Consider the following 25,106-nt stretch of genomic DNA (forward strand, 5'->3'; position numbering starts at 1 on the left):
CGGGCTACCACCAATCGTTGCGGTAGGCCTTCGAAGGGGCCGTGCTCCCCACCATCGCCGGGGGACGCTCGGCCGCCTCCTCCCAGAGCAGGCTCACCGTGGTGATGGCGGCCGCCGAGCCGAGCAGGCCCAGCACGTAGGGCGTGGACTGATCGAACCCACCCAGCACCAGCGCGGACAGCACCAGCACCACCGCGCCCACGCCGGCGCCGAAGGCATTGGCCCGGAGTATCTGGGAGGTGGTCGGGTTGTATTTCATCGTGGCCAGCGCGAGCGCCGTCGCGCCGATTCCGGGTGCCATCAAGAGCGTGTCCGTCCAGGTCTTCCCGGCGATCTTCGAGCCGGAGAAATGGACGACGGCCATCAGCAGCGCGGCGTAGGCGAGGCCCCACGCGCCGCCCGAGGCCACCAGCAGGCCATGGTTGTAGGGCATCTGGCCACCGCCGACCGTCGCGGTGATCCACGCGGCCAGCTCCGCGCCGATGAAGGCGGACCAGGTCAGCACGCCCGTGTCGCGAGAGAACAGGTCCATGAAGCCGGCGAGGAACATGCCGCCGATGACGGAGTTGCCGATGCCAAAGTAGCCCAGCGGCCTGTCGACCCAGTTGTTGAACTGCCACCAGGCCGACGAGCCGAAGCCGAGCCCCGCGCCGATGAGCGTGCCCGCCAGCATGGCCTCTCGGGAGCTGCGCTCGAAGCTGAAGCCGCTGGCGAACCCCTGGGTGAAGAAGCCCCCCATGGCGCCCATGAGGGAGTGGTGCAGGATGAAGGTGAGGCTGCCCGGCCCGGAGAGGAACGCGCCGTAGCGGACCTGGCCATCGAGCATCACGCCGTCGTTGGACGAGGCGGGAGAAGAAGCCGGGGACCGCGGCATGGCGTCGGGGGGCAGCTGCCCCTCCTGGGTGAACGGAGCCTGGGGCTCGGTGCGCGGCCAGGCCGTGTCCGGCTGCTGCACGGGCACATCGGAGCCGTACGACGATTGCGCACGGGCGGCACCCGGCGCGAAGAGAAGGACGATGACGGTGAGGGATAGCCAGCGGGTCAGCGAGGACACTCGAGACACTCCTTGTCCAGACACGGCGGCATCAAACATCAACCCGCGTCCGTTTCACGGGGAATCTCATTTGTTGACTTCCTCGCTCCTGGCGGCGAGACCCGGGTTCCCTTCCCGCCCGGGCCTCATTAGACCCCTGGGCGGAAACATTCACGCAACGAACCCCAGGAGCGCCACATGGGCACGATGAAGTTCGAGGTCCCCCACTCCCTTCCCAAGGACGAGGTCAAGAAGCGCGTCGAGCAGCTTCTCAAGTACTGGGTCGACAAGTACGGCGTGAAGGCGGACTGGCAGGGTGACGGCGCGAAGATCATCGGCAAGGTGATGGGCATCAACCTCGATGCCAACTTCACCATCACCGACGGCGCCATCCAGGGCGAGGGCACCGACCCCGGCATGCTCCTGCGTGGCCAGGCCAAGTCCTACCTGCAGAAGAAGTTCAGCACCGTGCTCGACCCGAGCAAGAGCATCGACGACGTGGGCAAGGGCCTCGCGTAGTTACGCGTGTCCCGGCCCTTCCTCCAGCGCGGCGAGCGCATAGCGCGCCGCGCGGGAGATGGCGTCCGCCGAGTCCGGCAGCTCCGGATAGTGGCCGGCCAGCGGACGCTGGGGGAAGCGCAGCTGCGCGATGGCGTTGCGGTAGCTGCGCCGCGCCGCCTCGTGATCCTTCAGCCGCTCGTGCACCTGCGCCATCAGGTAGTGCCCGATGGCCAGCGAGGGCTCCAGGAAGAGCGCCTTGCCCAGCTCCGAGCGGGCCTCGGTGAGCTCTCCGGCCTGTAGCGCCGCCAGTCCGCCGAACACCCGCGCCTCCACGCACAGCGGCTCGCGGTTGATGGCCTGCGCGAAGGCCTCGCGCGCGTCCACGATGCGGCCCGTCAGCGAATAGAGGTTGCCCACCGTGAGCAGCGCGTCCAGGTGGCCCGGCTCGTCGATCAGGAGCTGCTCCACCGTGGACACCGCGGACACGAAGTCCCCGCGCTCCATCATCCGCACGGCCGCGTTCAGCCGCTCACCCGGTGACAGCATCAGTGACCATGCCGGCATTTCGCTCGTGCGCGTGCGCGGCGGCTCGGCGCCCACCGCGGACGTCTCCATCGTCCTGCGCGGCATCCCGGCGCCCACCGCGGACGTCTCCATCGTCCTGCGCGGCGGCTCGGAGGCGATGGCCGCGGGGCCCGGCTCGGGAGCCTTCGCCACGGGCATGTCCAGCGTCCTGCGCTGCGCCGCGCTTCCCGTGGACGCATCGAGCGTCTTCTGCAGGGCCCGCGTGGGCGTCAGGTTCGACATCGACTCCCGAGGCCGTGCGGAGCCCGCGGACCCGGGCTCGGACGGACGCTCCCGCACCGCCGGCAGCGAGCCGATGGTCATCGCCTTCGGGCCCGTCCCGGGAGCGCGCGGCTCCAGCGGCTTCTCGGGCCGCCGGTAGACGAACGCCCCATCCACCTCCACCATCTCGAAACGGTCGTAGACCTTGAAGAGGCTCTCCGAGTAGCCCAGCAACAGCAGGGCCCCGGGCCGCAGCGCCGTGAGGAAGCGATCCATCAGCGCGCGGATGGTGGGCAGGTCGAAGTAGATGATGACGTTGCGGCAGAGGATGAGATCCAACGACTCCGGCTTGACCTTCTCGAAGACGGGCACGGCGAGGTTCTGCCCGTCGAAGCGGACGTAGTCCTTCAGCGAGGAGACGACCTCGTAGCCTTCATCCACCGGCCGGAAGAAGCGCTGCTTGCGCTCGCTCTGCATGCCGGCGAGGCGGCGCGACGAGAAGCGCCCCTGCTTCGCGGCCTCCACGGCGGCGAGGTTCAGGTCGGTGGCCCACAGGTCCACCTCGATGGGCAGCGCGCCCAGCTCGGCCAGCACCATGGCCAGGCTGTAGGGCTCCTCGCCGGTGGCGCACCCCGCGGACCAGATGGACACCCGGCGGGTTTCCCGCCGCGCCCGCCACAGCGCGTCCGGGAGGATGCGGCCCTCGAGCGCCTTGAACTGCTTGGGATCCCGGAAGAACTCCGTGTGGCCCACCGTGACGAGCGGCAGCAGCGCGCGCAGCTCGTCCTCCACGGTCTTCAGGCGCCGCACGTACTCCTCGGCGTCCTGGATGCCCACCACGGGCATGCGCGTGGACAGCGCCAACCGGAGGCTGTGATAGCCATCCGGAGTGATCTTCAACCCCGCCCGCTCCAGCAGGAGGGCGGCCAGTTGCTGCAGGGCCCTGGAGGTCACCGTCAGCATGTTCCCACCCACTGGACGAGCATCGGGGCGATGCGATCGAGCGGCAGCACCTCTTCGGCCGCGCCGAGCCGCACGGCCTCCTTCGGCATTCCGTAGACCACGCAGGTCGCCTTGTTCTGCGCGATGGTGCGACCGCCCCGCTCGCGGATTTCCTTCAATCCCCGGGCACCGTCCCGGCCCATGCCGGTGAGGATGACGCCCAGGGTGCGCGTCCCGAAGGCCTCCGCCGCCGACGTGAGCAGCACGTCGCACGAGGGCCGGAAGCCGCGCACGGGCGGGCTCGGCTCCAACGACAGCACCCCCTTGGGCCGCACCATCAGGTGCGAACCGGAGCGCGCGATGTAGACGGTGCCGGGCACCATCTCCTCGCCATCATTGGCCTCCACCACGCGCAGCGGCGACTCGGAGCCGAGCCACTGCGCCAGCCCCTCGGTGAAGCCCTGGCTGATGTGCTGGCAGATGCACACGGGCGCGGGGAAGTCCTTCGGCAACATCTTCAACACCACGGAGAGCGCCTTGGGCCCGCCGAGCGACGAGGCGATGGCCACCAGCGGATAGGGAGCCTCGGTGGGCGGAGGCCGCACGTCACGGGCCTTCTGGACGTGCACCGGGCGCGACACGCGCACCTCGGCGAGCAGCATCAGCTTGCGGCCCACCGTCTGCCAGAAGTCGATGCCGGGCTCGGCGGGCCGCTCCACCACTTCCACGGCCCCCAGGGCGAGCGCCTGGAAGGCGTCCGCGCCGGAGAGCACGCCCGGGTGGAGCGCGACTACCGGCACCGGCCGCTCCGCCATCACCCGCCCGATCGCCTTGAGCGCCTCGGGGCCGGACAGGTCGATCAGGGCCACGTCCGGATGCAGGCGCTGCACGTGCTCCAGGGCTTCGGAGAACTCGCAGACGGCGCCGGCGGGGGCGAGCACCACCCCGTCGAACAACCCCCGCGAGGCTCCCCGAAGAACCTCTCCCACGAGCAACACGCGATATGCGGACGCGCCGGCCTCCAAGCAACCCCCTTCCGGTCCCTCAGGTCAGACGATCGATGGTCTGAGCCAGACTCTCCACGCCCAGCTCGCCCTTGACCAGGTACGCATCCGCGCCCGCCTCGGCGCCGCGCCGTCTGTCCTCCGGCGACGCGAGCGAGGAGAGGATGATGACCGGGATACGGGCCAGCCCCGCGGTCGTCTTGAGCCGCCGCGTGAACGAGAAGCCGTCCAGCCTTGGCATCTGCACGTCCGTGAGGATGAGATCGTACGCCTGGGACTGGGCCCGGAGGTAGCCCTCCTCGCCGTCCTGGGCCTCGTCCACGGAGTGACCCAGGGCCTTGACGAGCGCGGACTCGGTGGCCCGCGCGATGGGCGAGTCGTCCACCAGCAGCACCCGGAGGCGCTTGGCGGACTGGGACTGGGTGACGGGCCGCGCCATGCGGCGCACCTCCGTCATGATGTCCGGCACGTGCAGGAGCACGGCGATGCGGCCGTCCTCCAGCGCGGCGGTGCCGGCGATGAACGAGGCTCCCTTGAGGAACTCGCCACCGCAGGGCTTCACCGCCACCTCGCGCTCGTCCACGAAGCCGTCCACCACCAGCGCGGCGAAGTCATCGCCGTGACGCACCACCACGGCGGGCGGCTTGTCGAAGCGGTTGCCTCCGTTGACGCCCAGCAGCGGCCCCAGGCCCACCAGCGCGGTGGGCTTGCCCCGGTGCTTCACCGCCAGGGTGCCGAAGACCTCCATCCGGTCCTCCGGCTTCACGCGCATCACCGCCACCACGTCGGCGGCGGGCATGCCGTAGACGTCATCGCCCAGGCGCACCAGCAGCACCTTCATCAACGCCAGCGACTGCGGCAGGCGCAGGGTGATGGAGGAGCCCCGGCCCTGGCGGCTGACGATGCCCACCGAGCCACCCAGCGACTCCACCTTCTTCTTCACGACGTCCATGCCCACGCCGCGGCCGGAGATGTCGGTGATCTCCTCGCGGGTGGAGAAGCCGGCGCGGAAGACGAGCTCGATGGCCTCGCGCTCGGAGATGGCGGCGGCCTGCTGCTCCGTCAACAGGCGCTTGCGCACGGCCACCTCCCGCAGCTTCTGCGGGTCCATGCCGCGGCCGTCGTCGGATACCTCGATGCTGAGCATGTCGCCGTCGGCACGCACGCGGATGCTCAACCGGCCCGCGGCGGGCTTGCCGAGCATGCGGCGCTCGTCGGGCGACTCCAGACCATGGTCCACGCCGTTGCGCAGCAGGTGCACCAGGGCGTCGCGCACGTCGCCGAGCATGGAGCGATCCACGCCGAGGTCGGCGTTCTCGATGACGAGATCCACCTCCTTGGCCTGGGCGCGCGCGATGTCGCGCACGGCACGCGGGAAGGCATCGAACACGGTGGACAGCGGCACGAGGCGCGCCTCGGCCACGTGGTCCGCCATCATGGCCAGGTTGCCATGAAGCGTCTCGATGCCGTCCCCGTTGCGGCGCACGAAGCGGAACGCGTCGTCGCGCAGCATGTGCAGGTCGCTCTCGATGCGCTCGAGATCGTTGCGCAGCACGTTGGGAACGTGGACCTGCTCGGCCAGCCGCAGGAAGCGGTCGCCCAGGCGCGAGAAGCGCTGGAGCAGGGCCTCGACCTCGGAGGCGCGCAGACGGCCGCGCGCGCTCTCCACCAGCAGGTCACCGGCGAGCAGGCCGAGCGAGTCGAGCACCTCGACGTTCACCCGGATGCTGCGATCGGCGAGGGCCTTGGTGGTGTGCCCCTCCTCGTGCGCGTGCTCGGGCTTGTGGCCGCGAGGAGGCGCGGAGGGAGGTGCCGCCGGCGCGGGCGGCGGGGCTGGAGGCGGCGCGTAGATGGGCTCCGACAGATCCGGAGCCGCCTCCACCACCTCTACAACCTCGTGCACCACGGGCGCCGGAGGCACCGCGGGCACGGCGGTCTGCGAGGCCGACTTGACGCCACCGATGGGCGGAATCGGATGGCCGGAGGCGGCGGAGAGCGCCTCGACCATCTCCTGTGAGGCCGGGGTGCCCGACTGGGCCCCCTCGGAATCCTCCAGGAGGTCGGAGATGGTGTCGCAGGCGCGCAGCAGCAGGTCCGTCGCCACCTCGGTGGCGGCCCGCCCGTCGCGCTCGGCGCGCAACACGTCCTCGGCCGCGTGCGCGAGCTGGCCGATGGCGGCCAGACCCAGCATGCGGGCCTCGCCCTTCATCGTGTGCAGCTCGCGCGCGACCTCGTCCGCCGCCTGATCCGCGGTGGGCTTCTCGAGATCGAGTACGCCCAGCTGGATCTTCTGGAGACGGTCGGCGCTGACCTCCTGGAACTTCGTCAGGAGGGATCTCTTGAGGGACTCGGTGTCCATGCCAGGAGAGCATCAGGACGGAGCGGAAATCCGCCCCGCCTCGCCCCTCCCCCCTTATCAGTCGGCCTTGAAGCGCTTGATGAGCTCCGCCAGCCGTCCGGCGAGCTGCGTCAGCTCGGCGGCGGCACCCGTGGCCTGCTTTGAAGCCTGGGTGGTCTGGCGCGTCACGTCCTCGATCTCCGCCATGGAGGCCACCACCTGCTCGGTGGCGGTGCGCTGCTGCTGGGTGGCGAGGTTGATGACGCGAGCCGCGTCACTCGTCTCCTGCACGCCGGCGAGGATGCCCTCGACGGCCTGCGCCGCCACCGCGCCCAGCTTCTCACCCGACTCCGTGGCCTCCTTGGAAGCCTCCGCGGCGGTGCCGGCGGCGGCCGTGGCCTCGCGGATCTCGGTGATCAGGTTCTTGATCTCCTTGGTGGACTCCATGACGTTCTCCGCCAGGCGGCGCATCTCGGCCGCCACGATGGAGAAGCCCTTGCCCGCCTCACCGGCGCGGCTGCCCTCGAGGGCGGCGTTGAGCGCGAGCAGGTCCGAGCGGTCGGCGATCTCGTCGATCACCTCGACCACCGTGCCGATGCGCTCCACGCGCTTGGACAGCTTGGTGATGGAGTCGGCCACCGCGACGCCGTCGCTGCGGATCTGCTGCATGGCCTGGATGAACTCGCCGATGGCGCCCCGGCCCGCGCGAGCGGCACCCAGGGTCTCCTCGGCCACGCGCGCCACGCTGCCGGCGTTCTCGGCGATCTGCGCCGAGGCGTGCTTGAGCTCTTCCATCGTGGCCGTGGTCTCGTGGATGGCCGCGGCCTGCTCGGTGGAGCTCGTCTCGTGCTGCGTGGAGGCGGCGAGCACCTGGTTGGCGGACGAGGACAGGCGCAGGGCCGCCTCGTTGATCTCCCGCACGAAGGTGCGCAGCGTCTCGATCACCTTGCCGAAACCCTCGAGGAGGGGCCCGAGCTGGGCGTCCTCGGTGGAGGTGTTCCACTGGGCCAGGTCACCCTCGCGCACCAGGGTGATGAGGGCGTCGATGGCCTGATCGATCTCCTGGGCGGCCACCTGCTTGCGGCGCTCGGAGGAGGCGAAGCGCTCGAGGAGCTGGTTGAAGAGGTTGGCCAGGTCGGCGGCATCCTCCTCCATGGCATTCTTGGCAACGCGCGCGTCGAGGTTGCCCGCCAACACCGCGATCACGGTGTCGGTGAGGGGCTTGAGGGAGCCGGCCTTCTTGCTACGAGGGGCGGCGCCCTCCGTCGCGACCACTTCGTTCTTCGTGTCAGCAGGGGACATTGCCGTCAGTGCCTTCCTTGATCATTCAAGGTTTCAACAAGATCGATGAGCATCACGGGGCGGTCCTTCTCGTCGAGGAACACGCCCACCGTATAGGGAGCGGCGAAGACCACGGAGGGCAGCCGCCGCAGGGCCACGATGGGGACGGGGCGTACGCCCCGGATGGTGTCCACCTTCAGGTGGCCCTCCCCCTCGGGAGTGTCGAAGACGAGCGCGCGATTGCCGCGCTTGAGAGGACCGAGCCCCTCGAGCTCCAGATCATCCGGATGGGAGCGGTCGATGCGCAGGACCTGCGAGGCGTCGGTCCCGTAGACGATGTCGCCGACCTCGAAGAAGAGGACGTCGACCTCGTTGAGCTCGGCCGACGGATCGTCGTAGCCGATCATCGCACCACCGCCCGCTGCCGGGCGCTCTGCAGCAACTTGGCGAAGTTGAGGAAGGCCACCGCGTCCTGATGCGAGGCGCCCTCGGCCACACCAAGCAGGTGCTCGGCAGCCGCATCCCCACCCAGGGGAGGAGGAAGGATGTCGGCCACGGCGACCCGGCGCAGGCCGAGCACCGCGTCCGCCACCACCCCCACGCGGTAGTTGCCGCTGGTGCCGATGAAGAGCCGGGTCCTGGGTCCGACGCGGGACTCCCCCTTGCCAAGGAAGCGAAGCAGATCCATCACGGGGAGTACCTCGCCGCGATGGCCGGTAACACCCAGGAGGAAGGAGGGTGTCCGGGGAAGAGGGGTCAGGAGCCCGGTACGAATGACCTCGAGGACATTCTCGCTGGGAACTCCGAGGCGGAGTTCGCCCGCGCGGAAGCAGAAGAATTCCTGCTCCGGCCGGGCCTGGCCTGCGATGGCGCGGTCGGGCGCCTTCCGGAGCGCACGCTGGAGGGGAGTGGTGGTCAAGGCGCCAAAGTATCCGGAGGCTAGCGAAGAGGGTCAAGGGTGGACCGAATCACATGGTCCGGGCAGTCTCAACGGTGTAGGGTGACTGCCGTATTAGTGAGGAGGCAGATGTCTCGCGTACTGGTCATCGATGATAGCCCGATGCTGGTGGAACTCACGGTCCGGGCTCTTGGCTCGGCTGGCTACCAGGCCACCGGGGCGACGGACCTGGCGAGCCTCGATCAGAAGCTCACCGAGGGACCGTTCGCGCTCATCCTCATGGACGTGAACATGCCGGAGATGTTCGGCGACGACGTCGTCGAGTACCTCCGGACCCAGAAAAAGGTCACCTCCAAGCTCGTGCTCTACTCGGACATCTCCGAGGAGGAGCTGGCCGCCAAGACCCGGAACTCGGGCGCGGATGGTTACATCCTCAAGGGCGGCGGTCTGGAGGCGGTGATCGCCGGCATCATGCGGATCCTCGGAGCCCCCACGGTGGGTGCGGCCACCCCCGCACGTCCCGTCGCGGCTCCCGCCCACCCGGCTGCCCGGCCGGCGGCGACCGCTGGGGCTCCCCGCCCGCCAGCAGTGGCGCCCGCGACTCGCGCGCCGGGCACCCCCACCGCTCCCCGGCCCGCCGTTCCTGGAGCGCCTCAGACTCCTGGCGCCGCTCCGCCGCGTGTCGCTTCCCCAACACAAGGCCAGGCGGTTCCCGGCGCGCGTGCGCCCGTCGCGGGACAGGTGGGCCAGCCCCGTCCGGTGGGGCAACCTCCCGCCGCGGGAGCCCACCCTGCTCCCGGCGCGGCTGCTCATCCGACGACGGCGGCTCCTCGTGCGCCCGTCGCGGGACAGGTGGGCCAGCCCCGTCCGCTGGCGCAGACTCCCGGCGCGGCTGCTCATCCGACCGCGGCGGCTCCTCGTGCGCCCGTCGCGGGACAGGTGGGCCAGCCCCGTCCGCTGGCGCAGACTCCCGGCGCGGCCGCTCATCCGACCGCGACGGCTCCTCGCGCTCCCGCGCCCGCGGGCACGTCGCAGGCCGCTCCTCCAGCAGCGCAGACACCGGCGAGGCCCGTGACTCCGGCGGCGGCGCATCCCACGGCGCCAGCGGCGCACCCGGCTCCGGCACATGCGGCCCCCACCGCGGCGACGCATGCGGCTCCTCCCGCCGCGCGCAGCCCGGCTCCCTCGACGCCTCCGGCATCTCCGCCGGCCGCGCCCGCGCAGGCTCCGGCGGCGCCCTCCCCCGCCGCGCCCGCCGCGACGGGTGGCTTCCCCTCGGCGGCGAAGATGGCGGCGGCCGCTGGACGCAAGCCCCGCATCCTCATCGTCGACGACAGCGAGATGACGGCGCGCATCATCGAAGCGGACCTGGTGACCAAGGGCTTCGAGGTGCACATCGCCGACTCCGCCGACAAGGCGACGAAGATCATCCTCAAGAAGCAGACGCGTCCGGATCTGGTCCTGCTGGACGTGCGCATGCCCAACGTGAACGGCGAGCAGTTCTGCCGGTTCATCAAGAGCAACAGCCTCTTCAAGGGCATCAAGGTGCTGCTGTGCTCCGGTGAGAACGTGGAGGAGCTGCAGCGCATCTGCCGCGAGGCCGGCGCCGACGGCTATGTGCCGAAGGACGCCGTGCTGGGCAACCTGGTGGCGAAGGAGCTCAACCCCACCGTCACGAGCAACGAGTAGCGCCGCACCCGACAGCGAGCCGGGCGGGCCCGAAAGGGCTCAGCCCCGGCTTCCCGCCGCGTTCTGCCGCTCGTCGAGCCCGCGCGCGAAGTTCCCGATGACCAGGCCGGGCCGGGCCGCCTTGAGCCGGCGCAGCAGCTCGCGGATGCCGACGGGCTCTCCACCCGCGCCCCGGTCTCGCGCCACCTCCAGGTACTGGATGGGATCGATGCACAGCGAGCGCGTCTGCACCTGGTCCACCTTGTACTTCTTCACCAGCCGCTCCAGCGCCTTCACCTCGCCCTCGCGATCCGTGACGCCCGGGAAGAGCAGCAGGTTGAGCGCGAGGTACGCGCCGCGCTCGCGCGCCAGGGCGATGGACGCCTCCACGTCCTCCCAGCCGTACTTCACCGGCTTGTAGTAGGCCTCGTAGAGCTCCTTCGTCGCCGAGTTGAGCGACACGCGGATGGCGTCCAGCCCCGCGTCGAAGAGCGCCTCGAGTCCCTTGGTGAGGCTCGCGTTGGTGTTGATGTTGATGGAGCCGCGCGAGGTGCGCTCGCGCATGTAGCGGATGGCCTCGGCGATGAACTTCCACCGGGTGAGCGGCTCGCCCTCGCAGCCCTGGCCGAAGCTGACCATGGTGCGCCCCGGAGCGTTCTCCAGGTGGTACAGGCCGATCTTCCCCATCTCCTCGCCGGAGGGCCCGTCGTTCATGCGCTCGTGCGAGGCGGGAGGTCCGTCCGCCGGCTGATCCGAGATGCACCCCACGCAGCGCGCGTTGCACATCACCGAGGCGGGGATGGCGCCCTCGTCGCGCACGTAGAAGATGTTCTGCGAGGTGAAGCACCGGTACAGCAGCGCGCATGTGGTGAGCTGCTTGAGGACGCGGTTGTCGGGGAAGCGCGCCAGGTGCGCGTCCACGATCTTCTTCAGCTCCGGGGTGGAGTAGTTCTCGGGGTCCCAGTGCGAGCGCTTGTCGGTGTGGATGGCCCAGGCCACGGGACCGTCCTCGCCCCAGGCCGCGGCGGTATAGGCCCACTGGGGAAGCACCGGACCCTCCGCCTTCACCTCTCCAGGGAGGAAGGTGCGGGTGTAGCCCGGGGGTAGCAACGCGCCCACCGCGCTGGGCACGAAGGTCTTCCCGTTCATCTTCATCTCGCGCACCAGCTCCAGCTCACCCGTCTCGGGGTGGATGCCCACGGGCAGACGGCCCGGCAGGTGGACGAGCCGGCCAGCGGACGGCAAGGGGATGGGCTTGTCCTGCGGGGGAACGAGCTCTTCCCCACTGCGTAGGGTAGCCAACAGATAGGGGTGCTCCATCACCCGCCCCTTGGGGTCCGCGAACAAGAGCTTCGGTGCCAAAGTCATGACCTCGTTAACTATCACTGGCGGGCGGTCCTTTCGACGCGGCGCGCATTCACGAGCCGTACGGCTCCTTGCCCGAGCGCGTCTTGACCTCACTCGAAGCCCCTGCCTAGGGTCCGCCCGCTTTTGCGTCCCTTATTGCGGACATTTCGGAGGCATCTCAAGTGATCGTCGGAGTTCCCAAGGAGATCAAGACCCGCGAGTACCGTGTCGGCATGGTTCCGGCGGGCGTCCGTGCTCTCACCAGCGCGGGCCACACGGTTCTGGTCGAGACGAACGCCGGCGTCGGCTCCGGCATCCCCGACTCGGAATATCAGCGCGTCGGTGCGCAGATCGTCCAGACCGCGGACGAGGTGTGGAAGCGCGCGGAGATGATCGTCAAGGTGAAGGAGCCCATCGCGCCCGAGTACGAGCGCATCCAGGAAGGGCAGATCATCTATACGTACTTCCACCTGGCCGGCGTGGACCCCGAGCTCACGCGCACGCTGGTGAAGAAGAAGGCCGCGGCCGTGGCCTACGAGACGATCCAGCTGGACGACGGCTCGCTGCCGCTGCTCAAGCCGATGTCCGAGGTGGCCGGCAAGATGGCCATCCAGGTCGGCGCCGCGTGCCTGGAGAAGGCGCACGGTGGCAAGGGCATCCTGCTGGGCGGCGTGCCCGGTGTGCGCCGCGGCCGCGTGGCCATCCTCGGCGGTGGCGTGGTCGGCACCTGCGCGGCGAAGGTCGCCGTGGGCATGGGCGCCGAGGTCACCCTGCTCGACATCAACCTCGAGCGCCTCACCTACCTGGATGACGTGTTCCTCGGCCGCGTGGCCACGCTGGCCTCCGACACCGAGAGCATCGCCAAGAGCGTGCGCGAGGCGGACCTCGTGGTCGGCGGCGTGCTCATCCCCGGTGGCAAGGCGCCCAAGCTCGTCTCCGAGGCCCTCATCGCCGAGATGAGCCCCGGCTCCGTGGTGGTGGACGTGGCGGTGGATCAGGGCGGCTGCATCGAGACGTGCGTGCCCACCACCCACGACAACCCCACCTTCGTGAAGCACGGCGTGGTGCACTACTGCGTGGCCAACATGCCCGGCGCGGTGCCCCAGACGTCCACCTTCGCCCTCACCAACACCACCCGGCCCTACGCCCGGAAGATCGCCGACCTGGGCCTCGTCGAGGCCATCAAGTCCGACAAGGCGCTGGCCCGCGGCCTCAACACCTACAACGGCCACGTCACCTACGAGGCCGTCGCCAAGGACCTCGGCTACAACTACGTGTCCATCACCGACGCCATCGGCGCCAAGGGCCGGTAGTCAACGCTGCGACACCCCCGGCGGAGGGGTTGCCCTTCAAAATCCAGGAATAATTCCCTCCGCCAGCTGTCTCCCACCCGCCGGGGCAGCCGTGCAAACGGCGCCGGTGGGCTTTGTGTTGTTGCCCAGTCTGTTCCCGTGCATACATTGCCGGGTAGGTAACGACTCAATCGCCTGTAATTTCGGGCCTCTGGAAGGCGGGAGCATGCTGGACTTCAGGCAGAACAACCGGACGAAAGCGGAATTCGAGGAACTGGCGCTGGCCCACCTCGACCCCCTGTACTCCGCGGCCCTGAGGCTGACGAAGAACGAGCGGGACGCCGAGGACCTGGTGCAGGACACCTGCATGAGGGCCTACCGCTTTTTCGACAAGTTCGAGCGCGGCACCAACATCAAGGCCTGGCTCTTCAAGATCCTCACCAACACCTTCATCAACCGCTACCGGCGCAAGGTGAAGGAGCGCAGCGTGGTGGAGGGCGTGGAGCGCGAGGCGGTGCACGAGCGCTTCGTGAGCCGGGACGCGACGGACTTCGCGGCCAACCCCGAGCAGTATTTCTTCGATCGCCTCCTGTCGGATGACGTGCTGCGCGCCATCGACGCGCTGCCCATCGACTTCCGGCTGGTGGTCATCCTCGCGGACCTGCAGGAGTTCTCCTACAAGGAGATCGCCGAGATCCTCGAGTGCCCCGTGGGCACGGTGATGAGCCGGCTGTTCCGCGGACGCAAGCTGCTGCAGAAGACGCTGCGCGAGTACGCCGAGGGCAGTGGCGTGCTGCGTCAGGAAAGTGGCGAGGCCGAGGGCGTGGCCGCCAACGCAACGCCCACGAGCCTCGATGATTATCGTCGCAGGAAGAAGGTGGGGTAGGTCGAGGTTGTTGGGCCCGGTAATATTTCTTCACGGGTCCACGACCCCCGCCCACCCTGAGCGCTCATGACCTGCCAGGAACTCGATTCAATCCTCTACCCGTACCTCGACGGTGAGTTTCAAGCCGAAGAGCGGCTGGAAGTGGAAGCGCACCTCACCGGATGTGCCGAGTGCGCGCGGCGAGTGCACGAAGAGGCGCGGACGCTGCAGTCGCTGCGCCGGGCCGCGCGGCAGGCCATGGAGAAGCCCCGGGCCCCCGACGCCCTGCGCGCCCGCATCCACGGCGGCATCCGCCAGCAGCAGCGTCAGGTGCAGCAGGCCCGGTGGCTGCGCATGAGCGCCGCGGCCCTGGTGCTGCTGACGGCTGGCGGTACGTGGATGACCCTGCGGCCCGAGCGGGATGTGCGCTTCATGGAGGACGCCGCGCGGCGGCACGCCAAGAAGCTGCCGGCGGAGATCTCCGGTGACTCGCACGAGCACGTGGAGGCGTGGTTCGACGGGAAGCTGGATCACCGTGTCTCGGTGCCGCGGCTGCCCAACGCGAAGCTGGCGGGCGCGCGCATCTCCAACGTGACGGATCGCCCCGCCGCCTATATCAGCTACGAGCGCAACACGGAGAAGGAGGGCTCTCCGGCCAGGCGCATCGGCCTGTTCGTCTTCGACGACACGCACCGCGAGGTGCAGGCCCCTCCCCTGCCCTCCGTGCAGGTGGGCTCGAGCCTTGGCTACAACGTGGCCGTGTGGCGCGAGGGCGAGGTCGTCTACGAGCTGGTGACGGACCTCGACGAGACGGACATCCGCCGCATGCTCGCCGAGCAGGGTGCTACAGGTGGCAAGCCCTCGCGCCCGGTGTCGCCGGACGTGGCCGCCATGCCCGTGTCGCTGCAGCCCTGAGCGCTCGCGCGCGAGGGCTGCCTGCCCGCTCAGCAGACTGGACTGCCTGGAAATCCGACTGGACCGAAGATTGACGGTCCCGGTAGGCACCGATAGCCTCCCCGAGCGACTTTTCCAGAGCCGCCGTCCCACGCAGCGACGCGGGGCGCGCACGCCCTCTCCGGTCTGGCAGCCCTTACATGTCCAAGAACATCCTCATCGTCGAAAGTGACACCGCCCTCTCCGCGAACCTGCGTCAGGCCCTGGAGGCCCGCGGCTTCGCGGTGCAGGAGACCACCGACGGCAAGGGCAGCGTGGAGCAGATCCGCCGCGACCGGCCGGAGCTGGTGGTGCTCGCGGTGGATCTGTCGGCGGGCCAGAATGGCTACCTCATCTGCGGCAAGCTGAAGAAGGACGACGATCTCAAGACGATCCCCATCGTCATCATCGGCAACCCGGACGGTTTCGCGCAGCACCGCAAGCTCAAGGCGCACGCGGACGACTACGTCGCCAAGCCGGTCAACCCCGACGAGCTGGTGGAGCGCGTGGGCACGCTGATCGGCTTCCCCGAGCTGCCCGCGGGTGAGGTCGTCGATGACGGTCTCGCCTTCGGCGGCCTGGACGGGCTGGGCGAGGAGCCGGTGCAGGGCGAGGAGCTCGCCATCGAGGGTGAGCCGCTGGAGAGCCACGGCGACGAGCTGGCGCTGCTCGACAACGACAACCCCTTCGGGGATCCGCCCGTGACGGGCAGCCTCGAGGAGCCGGTGGAGGCTCCGCCGGAGCTGGGCTCGCCCGAGGACGACTTCTCCGGTCTGGACAGCCTGGACGGTGATTCCGACAACGCCCTGGATGATCTCAGCGCGGACAATGATCGGACGGTGGTGGGCTACATGCCCCCGGCGCCCACTCCGGCTCCGACGCCCGCCCCGGCACCGGTGGCGCGCCCCTCCCTGACGACTCCGGCCGTGACGCGGCCGGCGGCGACTCCGGCACCTGCTCCGGCTCCGGTGGTGGCTCCCACGCCGGTCCGTCCCGCGATCGCCGTTCCCGCCACGCCCCGGGTCACGAGCACGCCAGCGGCCCCGGCCATGTCCGCGGCGGACGCGGCCGAGCTGCGCAACCTGCGTGCCCGCGTGGTCGAGCTGGAGAGCGCCCTGGAGGACTCGCGCCACCAGGCCAGCACCGCGGAGTCCCGGGTGCAGGAGCTCGAGTCCGAGCTGGAGACCAAGATCACCGAGCTGGAGACGGCGAAGGCGTCCGTCGGCAAGAACGACTCCGCCACCCTGGCGCTGCGTGAGGCCTCCAACCGGAAGGATCGGGAGATCCTCCGGCTGAAGTCGGAGCTGAACCAGAAGGAGCAGGAGATCGTCGAGCAGCAGGATCGGCTGCTGGCGCTGGAGCAGCAGGCCAACGGGGCCTCGGACGAGATCGCCCGCCGGGACGCGGAGCTGAAGACGCTGAAGACGAAGGCGGATCAGCTGATGGCGGAGAGGCGCCGGGTGGAGCAGCAGCTGACGGCGGCCAAGGAGGAGGCGCGAGGCGCCACGGCCCGGGCGACGGCGATGCAGGCGGAGGTGGAGCAGTACCAGGCGCAGGCGGGCGAGGTGGAGGAGCTGAGGGCACGCGCGGATCAGCTGGACGCGGAGCTGGCGGCGGCGCGGAGCGAGGCGGACAGCCTGAGAGCGGAGCTGGACGCGGTGAAGGAGCAGTCGGGCCAGGAGGCGGACGAGCTGCGCAAGCGCATCGCGGAGATGGAGGAGTCGGTGGCGCGCAACGAGGATCGGGTGGCGCGGCTCTACGCGCGCATCAAGTCCGACGAGAAACTGCGCGAGAAGACGAAGAAGGCGTTGGCGATCGCCACGCAGCTCCTGGAGGAGCAGCCGGCGCTCGAGGACGACGAAGAAGCAGTGGCCTGAAAGGCCCCGCGAGTCGAACCCGCGTCAAGCCCCCTCTCCCTCTGGGAGAGGGCTGGGGTGAGGGTCTACCGCCCTACTTGTCGTCGGACTTCTTGGGCTCTTCCTTCTTGGCCAGCATCTTCTTGGCCATGCCCTGGAGGCCCGAGGGGACGTTCTTGTCCCGGCTGAGCTCCTTGAGGTCGTTGTCACGCAGGGTGTTGAGGAACTTCATGCCCACGGAGAGCGGCAGCCGGGGGTTCTTCAGCAGCGTGATCTTGATCTTGTAGTTCTTCGTCCACTCGCGGTGGTTGTAGATGATGCGCAGCACTTCCTCGTTGATGGCCTTGTTGCCGGCGCAGCTGAGGACCTCGCCGTCGGTGATGCGGGGGCTGCGGATGACGGCGGTGCAGACGAGCTTGTTGCTGTCGCGGATGAGCAGGCCGCGAGCTTCCTTGTTGCCCAGGGTCGCGAGCTTGATCTTCTGGGCGATGCTCATCTTCATGATGCGCTGGGTGAGGCTGAGCTTCTTGGCCTCGGGCATGGGAGCGGCGGCCTCGTCCTTCTCCTGGGCCACGTCCTCCTGGAACTCCTTGAGGATCTCCTCGGCGGTGGGGCCGGGATCCGGGGGAGCGGCGACGGCCTGGGGCCCGAGGATGCGGACGCGGGCGGCCTGCATCTGAGGCACGTCGGTGATCGTCATGCCGCTGCGCACGGCGAAGTCGCAGACGTTGTCGATGAGCGCGGGGCTGGCGTTGGGGTTGGTGCAGAGGTTGCGGATGATGTTCTCGTGGCGCAGGACGCGCAGCTGGTTCTGCCCGATGAGCTCGGCGAGCTTCGGGCCGCAGTCACGAGACACCTCGGCCACGGCCTCGTCGGGCGTGGCGGAGTTGAGGACGAGCATCTCCGCGAGGGCGTCCCGGGAGCGCAGCAGCGTGAGGAACCAGCCCAGCACGGGGGCGGGGACGTTCTCGTCGCGCAGACCGGCGGAGAAGCGATCCGGGAGGGCGGCGGCCGTCTTGGCGGCGGTCTCGCGAACGCCGGCGTCCGGGTCGAACGTGAGCATGAAGAGGGCGCCGAGCATGTCCGCGGGCGCCAGCGGCACCATGGCCTTGGCGGCCATCATCCGCAGGGGCGGAGGCGCGGCCGGGTCCACATGCTTGCGCATGTTGGGCGGGAGGAAGTCGGCGGTGAGGGGACAGCCGCCAGCGGCCGTGGGAGAGGTCTGGGGTGCGGTGCTCATGCGGCGTGATTCCTTCCGTAGATGATGCGGAGCCCCTCGAGCGTGAGGAACTCGTCGACTTCGTGAATGAGCTTGGACTCGCTGGCCACCAGGGGCGCCAGGCCGCCGGTGGCCACCACCCGCACCTCGAAGCCGAGCTCCGCCTGCATGCGGGTGCAGATGCCATCCACCATGCCCACGTAGCCGTAGAAGAGACCGGACTGGATGGAGTGCACGGTGTTGCGGCCCACCACGTGCGGAGGCCGGGCGAGCTCCACCCGGGGCAGCTTGGAGGCGTTCTGGAAGAGCGCCTCCATGGAGATGTTGATGCCGGGACAGATGGCACCGCCGAGGTACTCGCCCCTGGGTGTCACCGCGTCGAGGGTGGTGGCGGTGCCGAAGTCCACGACGATGAGGCCGCGGTGGTGCTTGTCGTAGGCGGCCACCGCGTTGACGATGCGGTCGGCGCCCACCTCGCGGGGGTTGTCATAGAGGATGGGCATGCCCGTCTTCACGCCGGGCCCGACGAACATGGGGCGCGTCTTGAAGTAGCGCTCGCTCATCCGCTCCAGGTTGAACTGCAGCGGCGGCACCACGCTGGATACCGCCACCGCCTTCACCCCGTCCGGGTCGATGCCACTGGACTGGAAGAGCTGGCGCAGCAGGATTCCGTACTCGTCCGAGGTGCGGCGGGCGCTCGTCTCCAGGCGCCAGTGGTCCAGGAGGCGCTTGCCTTCGTACACCCCGAGGACCGTGTTGGTGTTGCCAACGTCGATGGCGAGAAGCATGGCTCGCCACTCAGTCTAGCGGGGCCGAAGCTGCTCCACATCCCCGGCGAGTACACGCTCCAGCGAGCCCTCCGCCGTCCGCACCAGGAGTGCACCCGAGGCGTCGATGTCTTCAGCCACACCGCGCAATTCCGACCGGTCGGTACGCACCAGCACCTCCTGACGCAGCGTGGAGGACAGCTCCTTCCAGCGCTGGCGCACCGGGTCGAAACCCACCTCGTGGTGCAGATCCAACCACTCCTCCAGGCGGCCCCAGAGGGAGGCGGTGAAGAGGGCGCGGTTGACACGCCGGCCCAGTGCCTGGGAGAGCGAGGTGGCGGTGGTGGCCACCTCGGGCGGGAAGTCCTCGGCGCCCGCGTTGAGGTTCACCCCGATGCCGAGCACCACGAAGTGCACCCGCTCGGGCTCCGCGGACAGCTCGGTGAGGATGCCCGCCACCTTGCGGCCGCCAATCTGCACATCGTTGGGCCACTTGATGAGGGCCTCGGCGTCCGTCTCGCGCAGCGCCTCGGCCAGGGCCACGGCGGCCACCAGGGTGAGCTCGGGGGCCCGCTGGGGTGGCAGCTCCGGCCGGAGGATGGCGGAGAAGTACAGGTTCAGTCCCTTGGGCGACACCCAGACGCGGCCCCGGCGGCCCCTGCCGGCCGTCTGCTGCTCGGTGATGACCACCTCGCCATGCTCCGCCCCGTCCGCGGCCAGCCGGAAGGCGGCCTCGTTGGTGGAGGGCAGCGACTCGTGGAAGTGGATGCTCTGCCCGAGGTGGTGCGTGGACAACAGCGGCGACAGCTCCAGCGGCGTGAGCCGATCCGGCACGTCCACCAGCCGGTAGCCCCGCGCGGGCACGGCGTCGATGCGGTAGCCCTTGCCGCGCAGCGCCTGCACGTGCTTCCACACGGCGGTGCGCGACAGCCCCAGCTTGGAGGAGAGCGCCTCCCCCGAGGTGTACTCGTCACGCCCGTCCGCGAGGAAGCCGAGGATGAGCTCCTCCTGCGTCTGCTCGGCGTTCTCGGCGACTCCCATTCGAAGGCCCTCCCGGAAAAAGGGCCATCAGGGTAGGGACAGGCGGCCCGGCTTTCAACAGGCCCTCCGGTCGGAGAGGGCCCTCGCCTGGACGCCCGCCCGGTCTCCTATCGGCCTACAGCAATACCCCGGGCCCCTCCTCGATGCGGATGAGCTGGGTGGGCGCACGTGTGCTGCTCAGCGAGTCGATCCACCGCACCGCGGCGATCACATCCGCCTCGCGCGTGTCGTGGGTGAAGACGACGATGGTGGCGTGGGTGTCCTGGGGACGCGGGGGGCGCTGGAGCACCGAATTGATGCTCACCCCCTTCTCACCCAGCACGCTGGCGATGCGGCCCAGCACACCCGGCTCGTCGCTGACGGAGAAGCGCAGGTACATGGGCCCGCGGCGCTCGCCGGAGGGCAGCAGGGGCACCTCCTGCACGTGCGGCGCACACGGCAGCGGCAGACGTCCGGAGACACCCGCCAGGAGGTTGCGGCAGGTGTCGATGATGTCCGACACCACCGCGCTGCCCGTGGGCATGTCCCCGGCACCGCGGCCCGAGTAGAGCGAGGCCCCGAGCGCCACGGACTGGAGCAGCACCGCGTTGAAGGCACTGCGCACGTCCGCCAGGGGGCTCGCGGCGGGGATGAAGGCCGGGTGCACGCGCACGTCCATGCCGTCGGGAGCGCGGCGCGCCCGGGCGAGCAGCTTGAGGACATAGCCCGCCTCGCGTCCGTAGGAGATGTCCACGGGGGTGAGGCTGGTGATGCCCTCCACGAGGATGGACTCGGGGGACACGCGCGCGGAGAAGGCCAGCGAGGCCAGCAGGCACAGCTTCTGCGCCGCGTCCATGCCGCTCACGTCGAACGTGGGATCGGCCTCCGCGTAGCCGAGCTCCTGCGCGCGCTTGAGCGCGTCCCCGTACGCGGCACCCTCGTCCGCCATGGCCGAGAGGATGAAGTTGGTGGTGCCGTTGACGATGCCGGTGAGCGACTCCACCCGATCCGACGCGAGCGCCTCGCGCAGCGTGCGGATGATGGGGATGCCACCACAGACGGCGCCCTCGAAGTGCACGTCCACCCCGCGCGCCAGCGCCTGCGAGAAGAGCGCCTCGCCATGCGAGGACAGCAGCGCCTTGTTCGCCGTCACCACGTGGCGGCCCGAGGCGATGGCCTGCTCGAGGTACTCGCGCGAGGGATCCAGTCCACCCATCAGCTCCACCACCACCGAGACCTCGGGATCATTCAGGATCGTCTTGATGTCCTGGGTGATGAGCGAGGCGGGCACGTCCTCGGGCCGCGACTTGCCCGGGGTGCGCACCAGCACGTGGCGCACGCGGACGCGCGCCCCCAGACGCCGCTCGATGTCCTTCGCGTGGTTGGCGAGGATCCGGTACGTCCCCAGTCCCACGTTGCCCAGTCCCAGCAGGGCGATGCCGATCTCCTTCATGTCCCTCTCCCCTGTTCTCAGTTCCCCGAGTCTCGCAGCTTATAGGATGCCAGCTCCAACCACGTCTGCGGCAGGCGCTCCCCGTTGGCCTTCTCGGCGGACACCTCCACGCGCACCAGTCCCACGCCCTCCGCGAAGGTGAACGCGTTCACCAGCGTGGTGCTCGCATCCACCCGGTTGCGCGCCTCCACCCGCACGCAGTGGTTGAACGAACCGGCCGGCGACTCACAGGGCACTCCCGCCTGGAGGATGCGGTAGCGCTCGGTGGAGGACACGGACACCACGTTGGTCCACTGGGTGCCCTCGGAGAGCGGCCCGCGCAGCAGGTAGCGCTTTTGATCGCGCACGCCAAAGCCGTCCACGGTGAGCTGCCCACCCTGGCTGTCGTGGAAGTACCCGTCCTCCTCCTTGAGCACCTCCACGTCCACGGTCCGGTCCGTCCGGCCGTTGATCCGGTACGTCCAGCGGTTGCCCACCGCCAGCGGGTAGTACGCGGACAGGGACTCGGAGGGACGGGCCTCCCCGGACTCGGGCACCTGCTGCCGGCTCGCGCATGCGCCAGCACCCACCAGCGCGGCCCCGAGCCCCAACCGTACGACGACAGACGAGAGCTTCATGTGTCAGTGTTCCGCGCGGTCCGTGCCGCGCGCCTCCGGAGTGGCGAGCTTGTGTGCTGCGTAGAGCGTGTCCAGCGCCTGCTGCGCCGCGGCCTGGACGTCCGGCTGGTCGTGCCCCTGGGCCACCGTGAAGAGGTACGCCTCCGCCTCCGTGCCGCCGATCTCCCCGATGGCGAAGACCACCTCCTGCACGAAGCCGATCTCCCGATCCTTCACCAGCTCGATGAGCGCGGGAACGGCCGCGCGCGCCTTCATCTCCACCAGCGCCCCGATGGCCTGGCGCACCGTCTGCGCGTCCTCTTCCTGCAACTGGCGGATGAGCAGCGGCGCCGCCGCGGGGTTGCGCCGGTCCGCGAGCACGCGCAGGGCGAACTCGCGCACCCGCTCGTCCTGGGACTGCAGATCAATCAGCAGCGCCGCGTCGTCCCGGTCCGCCGCCACCATCTGCAGCGAAGCGGCCTCGGCCACCTGGGCCAGGGCCCGCCGGAGTGCCTCGCGCAGGGCCTTGCGCCGGGCCTCCGGCTGCTTGCCCTCCACCCGCACCTCACCGATGCCCACCACCTGGTAGCGCTGAACGGACTCCGGCCCGCGCCGCTCCAGCGACAGCGAGGCCCCCACCTCGGCGAAGGTGTACGTGCCACCATCCTTGAGCGACTCGCGCGTGAAGGGCAGCTCGAGCGAAAACGACCACGCCCCCTTCGCGCGCTTGCCCTCCTCGAGCAGCTCGAAGCGGCGGCTGTCGCGCAGCATGCCGGTGAAGAGCTCCTGGATGTCCGACGCGCTCCAGGCGAGCAGTCCGTTGTCCACCACCGTCGCGCCCTTGAGCGTGACGTGCTCCACCGGAAGGCGTGACTCCCGGGAACGGCAGGCGCCGAGCGACAGGGCCACCAGGACGATGAGCAGGCCGGGCTTCATACCGGCCTACCCTAACCCACTCCCCACGCTCGCGCTCCCCTCACTCGAAGGGAGCCCGTGAACGTCAGGCCGTTCCGCCCTCCGGCGAGCCGCTCCCCGAGGGAGGAGGCTCATCGGAGGGCGCCGGCTCCGTCGAGGGCGCACGGGCCCCCTCGGCGACCGACTCCGCCTTCTCGGCGGCTACCCGGGCGTACTCCTCCGCGGCGGTGCGCTGGGCCTCGGCCGGCGCGGCGCTCTCGACGCTCGGGAAGGGCGTCTGCCACTCGGCGGCGGTCCTCATGCCCTCACCCGGGGTCGACGTGGCCTCGGACACGGAGGGCTCGGCTCCAACCCCGGCGGCGGTGGCGGCGGCCTCTGGAGAGGCCTCGGCGACGGCTCCGGCGATGACGGCCCCCTCGGCAGAGATCACCCCCGCGGCGGCGGCGGCTCCCTCGGCGGCGACGACGGCCTCACCCGGCGTTCCCGGGGTCGTCCCCGGTGCCCCCGGAGCGGCCTCGGCGCCCTCGGGTCCACGGCCACCCCGGCCGCGACGGCCCCGGCGGCGGCGGCGGCGGCGCTTGCGCTCACCCGCGGCCGCGCCCTCGCCCGGAGTGGCCCCCTCGGCGGGCTGGCCACCCACGAAGGCGTTCGCCGCCTCCAGATCCTCGTCCTCGCCCTCCTCGTCCTCACCCTCCTCGCCCTGCTCCTCCTCGGAGAGGCCCGTGGGGGCCGCGGCCTCGGTGGGCGCGACGGCGGGCGACGCGGGCTTCTCCGCGCCCTCGGCACGGGCCTGCTCACGGGCCATCCGCTCGCGGCGGCGCTCCTCGCGGCGTTCCTCACGCTCGCGCTGACGCTCCTCGCGGCGCTGCTCGCGACGCTTCTGGCCCTCCTCGTCGGCCTCGGCGGGCGCGGCGGCGGCGCGGGTCTCCGTCTCCTCGCCTCCCTCGTCCTCCTCGCGGGCCTGCTTCTCGCGCTGGCGCTCCTCGCGGCGCTTCTGGGCCTCGTCGGCCTCCAGCTTCGCCACCTCGAAGAAGCGCTCGTCCAGGTCGTACAGCTCCACCGTGGTGACGGTCACCGCGGCCTTGGCCTCGAGGAACTTCTCGCCGAGCGCGTCACCGCACCACAGCATCACCAGCGAGCCACTCGCCTGGGCCTCGGTGCGGGCGTCGCCGCGCACGTCCCCGGCGCACGCCAGCAGACCCACCTGGGCCGAGTAGTGGCCAAGGTCCTTGCGCAGCTCCTGCACCGCCTTGCGGTCCAGCGAAGGCGTGCCCTTGAGCATGCGGATGGCGAAGCGCAGGTCCACGCTGCCCTCGCGCTTGCGGGCGGTGAGCAGCGGGCCCTCCTTGGAGCGCTTGGCCACCTTCAGCTCGCGGAAGCCCAGCGCGTGCATCATCTTCACGACGGACTTCTCGAAGGTGCCCACGTCCAGCTCGCCGAGGCGCTTGCGCACCGCGCGAGCCACGGCCTTGCGCGCGTCCTTGAGCGCCGTGCGTGCCGTCGTCAGCAGCGCGGCATCGGCCTGGGCCTCGGGGCTGGCGGCGGCGGCCGCACCGGCCCTGGGCAGCACCGGGCGCCCGTCCTCGAGCGGAATCCCCAGCGCGGCGGCGAAGGCGGCCTGCAGCTCCAGCGGCGGCGCCTCGCTCGGCGCACCGGCGCGCTCCAGCGTCACCTCTCCGTTCGTGAGGGCGAACTGGGGCCGGCGGCCCGCGTCGATCCGGCGCTGGTTGTCCTCCAGCAGCGCGGTGAGCAGCCCCTCCACCGTGGTGTCCTCGGCGGCCAGCTCCTTGGTCTTGATCTGCTCCAGGAGCTGCTCCGGGCGCAGCGACTGCTCGCCCTCACTGAGGATTTCGAACACCACCTCCGGCATGGGCGGGAAGCGGCGGCGGCGGCCACCCCGACCCTCCTCCTCGTCCTCCCGGCGGCGCTGCTTGCGCTCACTGCCCCGGCCCGCGACCCGCACGTTGTCCGTGCGCGGCTCCGGGTGGCGCTCGGTCGGCCGCAAGGGCGGCAGACTGTCCTCTGGATGCGCCTCCATCACCCCCGTCTGGGCCAGCGCCTCGACATCCTCCGGCAGCGCCCAGTCGGCGAGCGCGAAGGTATCCTTGGCGGTGACCACCACCTTGCGATCGCGCGTCCGGCGGGCCATCGCCGCGAGCCGCGACAGCATCGTCAGCTCGGGCGTCTTACCCACGTGGGACAGCAGATTCTGGGCGATCGACTTCTCGGTGATCTCGAGGAAGGTGAGGGGACGTCCTTCGCTCTCCAGCACACGGAGGGCGGCCTCATAAAAAGTCATCGGCGATTCCCCAATAAAATCCAACGGTTACAAAAATGTAGGTCCGTATAGGCGGCGGATGCTAGCCATCGCTATTCTGGCTTGTCAACGAAT

At 70.0% G+C, this 25,106-nt stretch carries 20 protein-coding genes and 2 pseudogenes; 7 read left to right on the forward strand and 15 right to left on the reverse strand.

Translation table 11 applies throughout. The features are described 5' to 3' along the window. Positions 1 to 4 precede the first annotated feature (4 nt). On the reverse strand, positions 5 to 1,054 hold the full coding sequence (locus NR810_RS02320) for a hypothetical protein (protein ID WP_257447051.1): 1,050 nt from the start codon (positions 1,052 to 1,054) through the stop codon (positions 5 to 7). 177 nt (positions 1,055 to 1,231) lie between these two features. Between NR810_RS02320 and NR810_RS02325 the strand changes: the two genes are divergently transcribed. Beyond that, positions 1,232 to 1,552 (forward strand): polyhydroxyalkanoic acid system family protein, encoded by a 321-nt coding sequence (locus NR810_RS02325; RefSeq protein WP_257447054.1) that lies wholly within the window; start codon positions 1,232 to 1,234, stop codon positions 1,550 to 1,552. Here the strand turns inward: NR810_RS02325 and NR810_RS02330 are convergent, their stop codons facing one another. Genes NR810_RS02330 through NR810_RS02355 form a run of 6 tightly spaced genes read right to left on the reverse strand, consistent with a single transcriptional unit; the run spans position 1,553 to position 8,804 of the window. Continuing rightward, positions 1,553 to 3,283, reverse strand: a complete 1,731-nt coding sequence (locus NR810_RS02330) for a protein-glutamate O-methyltransferase (protein ID WP_257447058.1) — start codon at positions 3,281 to 3,283, stop codon at positions 1,553 to 1,555. It abuts the gene before it with no gap. Continuing rightward, entirely contained in the window at positions 3,277 to 4,287 is a 1,011-nt protein-coding gene (locus NR810_RS02335; RefSeq protein WP_257447061.1) for a chemotaxis protein CheB, read from the reverse strand. The genes NR810_RS02330 and NR810_RS02335 overlap by 7 nt, the downstream gene beginning before the upstream one ends. Before the next feature lie 19 nt (positions 4,288 to 4,306). Continuing rightward, entirely contained in the window at positions 4,307 to 6,625 is a 2,319-nt protein-coding gene (locus NR810_RS02340) for a hybrid sensor histidine kinase/response regulator (protein WP_257447064.1), read from the reverse strand. Between the two features lie 57 nt (positions 6,626 to 6,682). Then, the gene (locus NR810_RS02345) at positions 6,683 to 7,906 is read right to left on the reverse strand and encodes a methyl-accepting chemotaxis protein (protein WP_257447067.1); all 1,224 of its coding nucleotides are present in this window, start codon (positions 7,904 to 7,906) and stop codon (positions 6,683 to 6,685) included. Between the two features lie 5 nt (positions 7,907 to 7,911). Further along, positions 7,912 to 8,292 (reverse strand): Frizzy aggregation protein FrzB, encoded by a 381-nt coding sequence (locus NR810_RS02350; RefSeq protein ID WP_257447069.1) that lies wholly within the window; start codon positions 8,290 to 8,292, stop codon positions 7,912 to 7,914. Beyond that, entirely contained in the window at positions 8,289 to 8,804 is a 516-nt protein-coding gene (locus tag NR810_RS02355) for a chemotaxis protein CheW (protein ID WP_257447072.1), read from the reverse strand. Before NR810_RS02355 ends, NR810_RS02350 begins: the two co-directional genes overlap by 4 nt. Before the next feature lie 108 nt (positions 8,805 to 8,912). On the opposite strand from NR810_RS02355, the pseudogene NR810_RS02360 reads away from it, so the two are divergent. Beyond that, a pseudogene (locus NR810_RS02360) lies at positions 8,913 to 9,467 on the forward strand (response regulator); the annotation flags it as partial. 474 nt (positions 9,468 to 9,941) lie between these two features. After that, positions 9,942 to 10,472, forward strand: a pseudogene (locus tag NR810_RS02370) (response regulator); the annotation flags it as partial. A gap of 39 nt (positions 10,473 to 10,511) precedes the next feature. Here the strand turns inward: NR810_RS02370 and NR810_RS02375 are convergent. Continuing rightward, positions 10,512 to 11,819, reverse strand: coding sequence for a radical SAM protein (locus tag NR810_RS02375; protein ID WP_257447075.1), 1,308 nt, complete (start codon positions 11,817 to 11,819; stop codon positions 10,512 to 10,514). A 161-nt stretch (positions 11,820 to 11,980) separates the two neighbouring features. On the opposite strand from NR810_RS02375, the gene ald reads away from it, so the two are divergent. The 4 genes from ald to NR810_RS02395 all read left to right on the forward strand — a co-directional run bounded on the left by ald (position 11,981) and on the right by NR810_RS02395 (position 16,765). Beyond that, positions 11,981 to 13,111 carry an alanine dehydrogenase gene (gene ald / locus NR810_RS02380; RefSeq protein ID WP_257447077.1) on the forward strand — a complete coding sequence of 377 codons (1,131 nt, stop codon included), beginning with the start codon at positions 11,981 to 11,983 and terminating at the stop codon, positions 13,109 to 13,111. Between the two features lie 205 nt (positions 13,112 to 13,316). Next, a complete protein-coding gene (locus NR810_RS02385; RefSeq protein ID WP_257447080.1) occupies positions 13,317 to 13,976 on the forward strand; it encodes a sigma-70 family RNA polymerase sigma factor in 660 nt (219 codons plus the stop codon). 66 nt (positions 13,977 to 14,042) lie between these two features. Next, positions 14,043 to 14,870 (forward strand): anti-sigma factor family protein, encoded by an 828-nt coding sequence (locus NR810_RS02390; RefSeq protein WP_257447083.1) that lies wholly within the window; start codon positions 14,043 to 14,045, stop codon positions 14,868 to 14,870. Between the two features lie 179 nt (positions 14,871 to 15,049). Further along, positions 15,050 to 16,765, forward strand: a complete 1,716-nt coding sequence (locus NR810_RS02395) for a response regulator (protein ID WP_257447086.1) — start codon at positions 15,050 to 15,052, stop codon at positions 16,763 to 16,765. A 73-nt stretch (positions 16,766 to 16,838) separates the two neighbouring features. On the opposite strand, the gene NR810_RS02400 is transcribed toward NR810_RS02395, so the two are convergent. The 7 genes from NR810_RS02400 to NR810_RS02430 all read right to left on the reverse strand — a co-directional run bounded on the left by NR810_RS02400 (position 16,839) and on the right by NR810_RS02430 (position 25,013). After that, a complete protein-coding gene (locus NR810_RS02400) occupies positions 16,839 to 17,984 on the reverse strand; it encodes a hypothetical protein (protein WP_257447088.1) in 1,146 nt (381 codons plus the stop codon). Next, entirely contained in the window at positions 17,981 to 18,751 is a 771-nt protein-coding gene (locus NR810_RS02405; protein WP_204219266.1) for a type III pantothenate kinase, read from the reverse strand. The genes NR810_RS02400 and NR810_RS02405 overlap by 4 nt, the downstream gene beginning before the upstream one ends. Before the next feature lie 15 nt (positions 18,752 to 18,766). Next, positions 18,767 to 19,771 (reverse strand): biotin--[acetyl-CoA-carboxylase] ligase, encoded by a 1,005-nt coding sequence (locus tag NR810_RS02410; protein WP_257447094.1) that lies wholly within the window; start codon positions 19,769 to 19,771, stop codon positions 18,767 to 18,769. Positions 19,772 to 19,886: 115 nt separating this feature from the next. After that, positions 19,887 to 21,203 carry a homoserine dehydrogenase gene (locus tag NR810_RS02415; protein WP_257447097.1) on the reverse strand — a complete coding sequence of 439 codons (1,317 nt, stop codon included), beginning with the start codon at positions 21,201 to 21,203 and terminating at the stop codon, positions 19,887 to 19,889. Between the two features lie 17 nt (positions 21,204 to 21,220). Continuing rightward, positions 21,221 to 21,820, reverse strand: coding sequence for a hypothetical protein (locus tag NR810_RS02420; protein WP_257447100.1), 600 nt, complete (start codon positions 21,818 to 21,820; stop codon positions 21,221 to 21,223). A 3-nt stretch (positions 21,821 to 21,823) separates the two neighbouring features. Then, the gene (locus NR810_RS02425; RefSeq protein ID WP_257447103.1) at positions 21,824 to 22,735 is read right to left on the reverse strand and encodes a HEAT repeat domain-containing protein; all 912 of its coding nucleotides are present in this window, start codon (positions 22,733 to 22,735) and stop codon (positions 21,824 to 21,826) included. 64 nt (positions 22,736 to 22,799) lie between these two features. Continuing rightward, positions 22,800 to 25,013 (reverse strand): HTH domain-containing protein, encoded by a 2,214-nt coding sequence (locus tag NR810_RS02430; protein ID WP_257447105.1) that lies wholly within the window; start codon positions 25,011 to 25,013, stop codon positions 22,800 to 22,802. Positions 25,014 to 25,106: the final 93 nt, after the last annotated feature.

It is taken from the genome of Archangium lipolyticum (assembly GCF_024623785.1).
In the GTDB taxonomy this organism is placed as follows: Bacteria; Myxococcota; Myxococcia; order Myxococcales; family Myxococcaceae; genus Archangium; species Archangium lipolyticum.

Bases quoted from the DNA above. Each gene is read 5' to 3' on its own strand.
- NR810_RS02325 (WP_257447054.1), top strand. From the start codon at position 1,232: ATGGGCACGATGAAGTTCGAGGTCCCCCACTCCCTTCCCAAGGACGAG.
- NR810_RS02330 (WP_257447058.1), bottom strand. From the start codon at position 3,283: ATGCTGACGGTGACCTCCAGGGCCCTGCAGCAACTGGCCGCCCTCCTG.
- NR810_RS02340 (WP_257447064.1), bottom strand. From the start codon at position 6,625: ATGGACACCGAGTCCCTCAAGAGATCCCTCCTGACGAAGTTCCAGGAG.
- NR810_RS02345 (WP_257447067.1), bottom strand. From the start codon at position 7,906: ATGTCCCCTGCTGACACGAAGAACGAAGTGGTCGCGACGGAGGGCGCC.
- NR810_RS02350 (WP_257447069.1), bottom strand. From the start codon at position 8,292: ATGATCGGCTACGACGATCCGTCGGCCGAGCTCAACGAGGTCGACGTC.
- NR810_RS02375 (WP_257447075.1), bottom strand. From the start codon at position 11,819: ATGACTTTGGCACCGAAGCTCTTGTTCGCGGACCCCAAGGGGCGGGTG.
- NR810_RS02385 (WP_257447080.1), top strand. From the start codon at position 13,317: ATGCTGGACTTCAGGCAGAACAACCGGACGAAAGCGGAATTCGAGGAA.
- NR810_RS02390 (WP_257447083.1), top strand. From the start codon at position 14,043: ATGACCTGCCAGGAACTCGATTCAATCCTCTACCCGTACCTCGACGGT.
- NR810_RS02395 (WP_257447086.1), top strand. From the start codon at position 15,050: ATGTCCAAGAACATCCTCATCGTCGAAAGTGACACCGCCCTCTCCGCG.
- NR810_RS02400 (WP_257447088.1), bottom strand. From the start codon at position 17,984: ATGAGCACCGCACCCCAGACCTCTCCCACGGCCGCTGGCGGCTGTCCC.
- NR810_RS02405 (WP_204219266.1), bottom strand. From the start codon at position 18,751: ATGCTTCTCGCCATCGACGTTGGCAACACCAACACGGTCCTCGGGGTG.
- NR810_RS02410 (WP_257447094.1), bottom strand. From the start codon at position 19,771: ATGGGAGTCGCCGAGAACGCCGAGCAGACGCAGGAGGAGCTCATCCTC.
- NR810_RS02415 (WP_257447097.1), bottom strand. From the start codon at position 21,203: ATGAAGGAGATCGGCATCGCCCTGCTGGGACTGGGCAACGTGGGACTG.
- NR810_RS02420 (WP_257447100.1), bottom strand. From the start codon at position 21,820: ATGAAGCTCTCGTCTGTCGTCGTACGGTTGGGGCTCGGGGCCGCGCTG.
- NR810_RS02425 (WP_257447103.1), bottom strand. From the start codon at position 22,735: ATGAAGCCCGGCCTGCTCATCGTCCTGGTGGCCCTGTCGCTCGGCGCC.
- NR810_RS02430 (WP_257447105.1), bottom strand. From the start codon at position 25,013: ATGACTTTTTATGAGGCCGCCCTCCGTGTGCTGGAGAGCGAAGGACGT.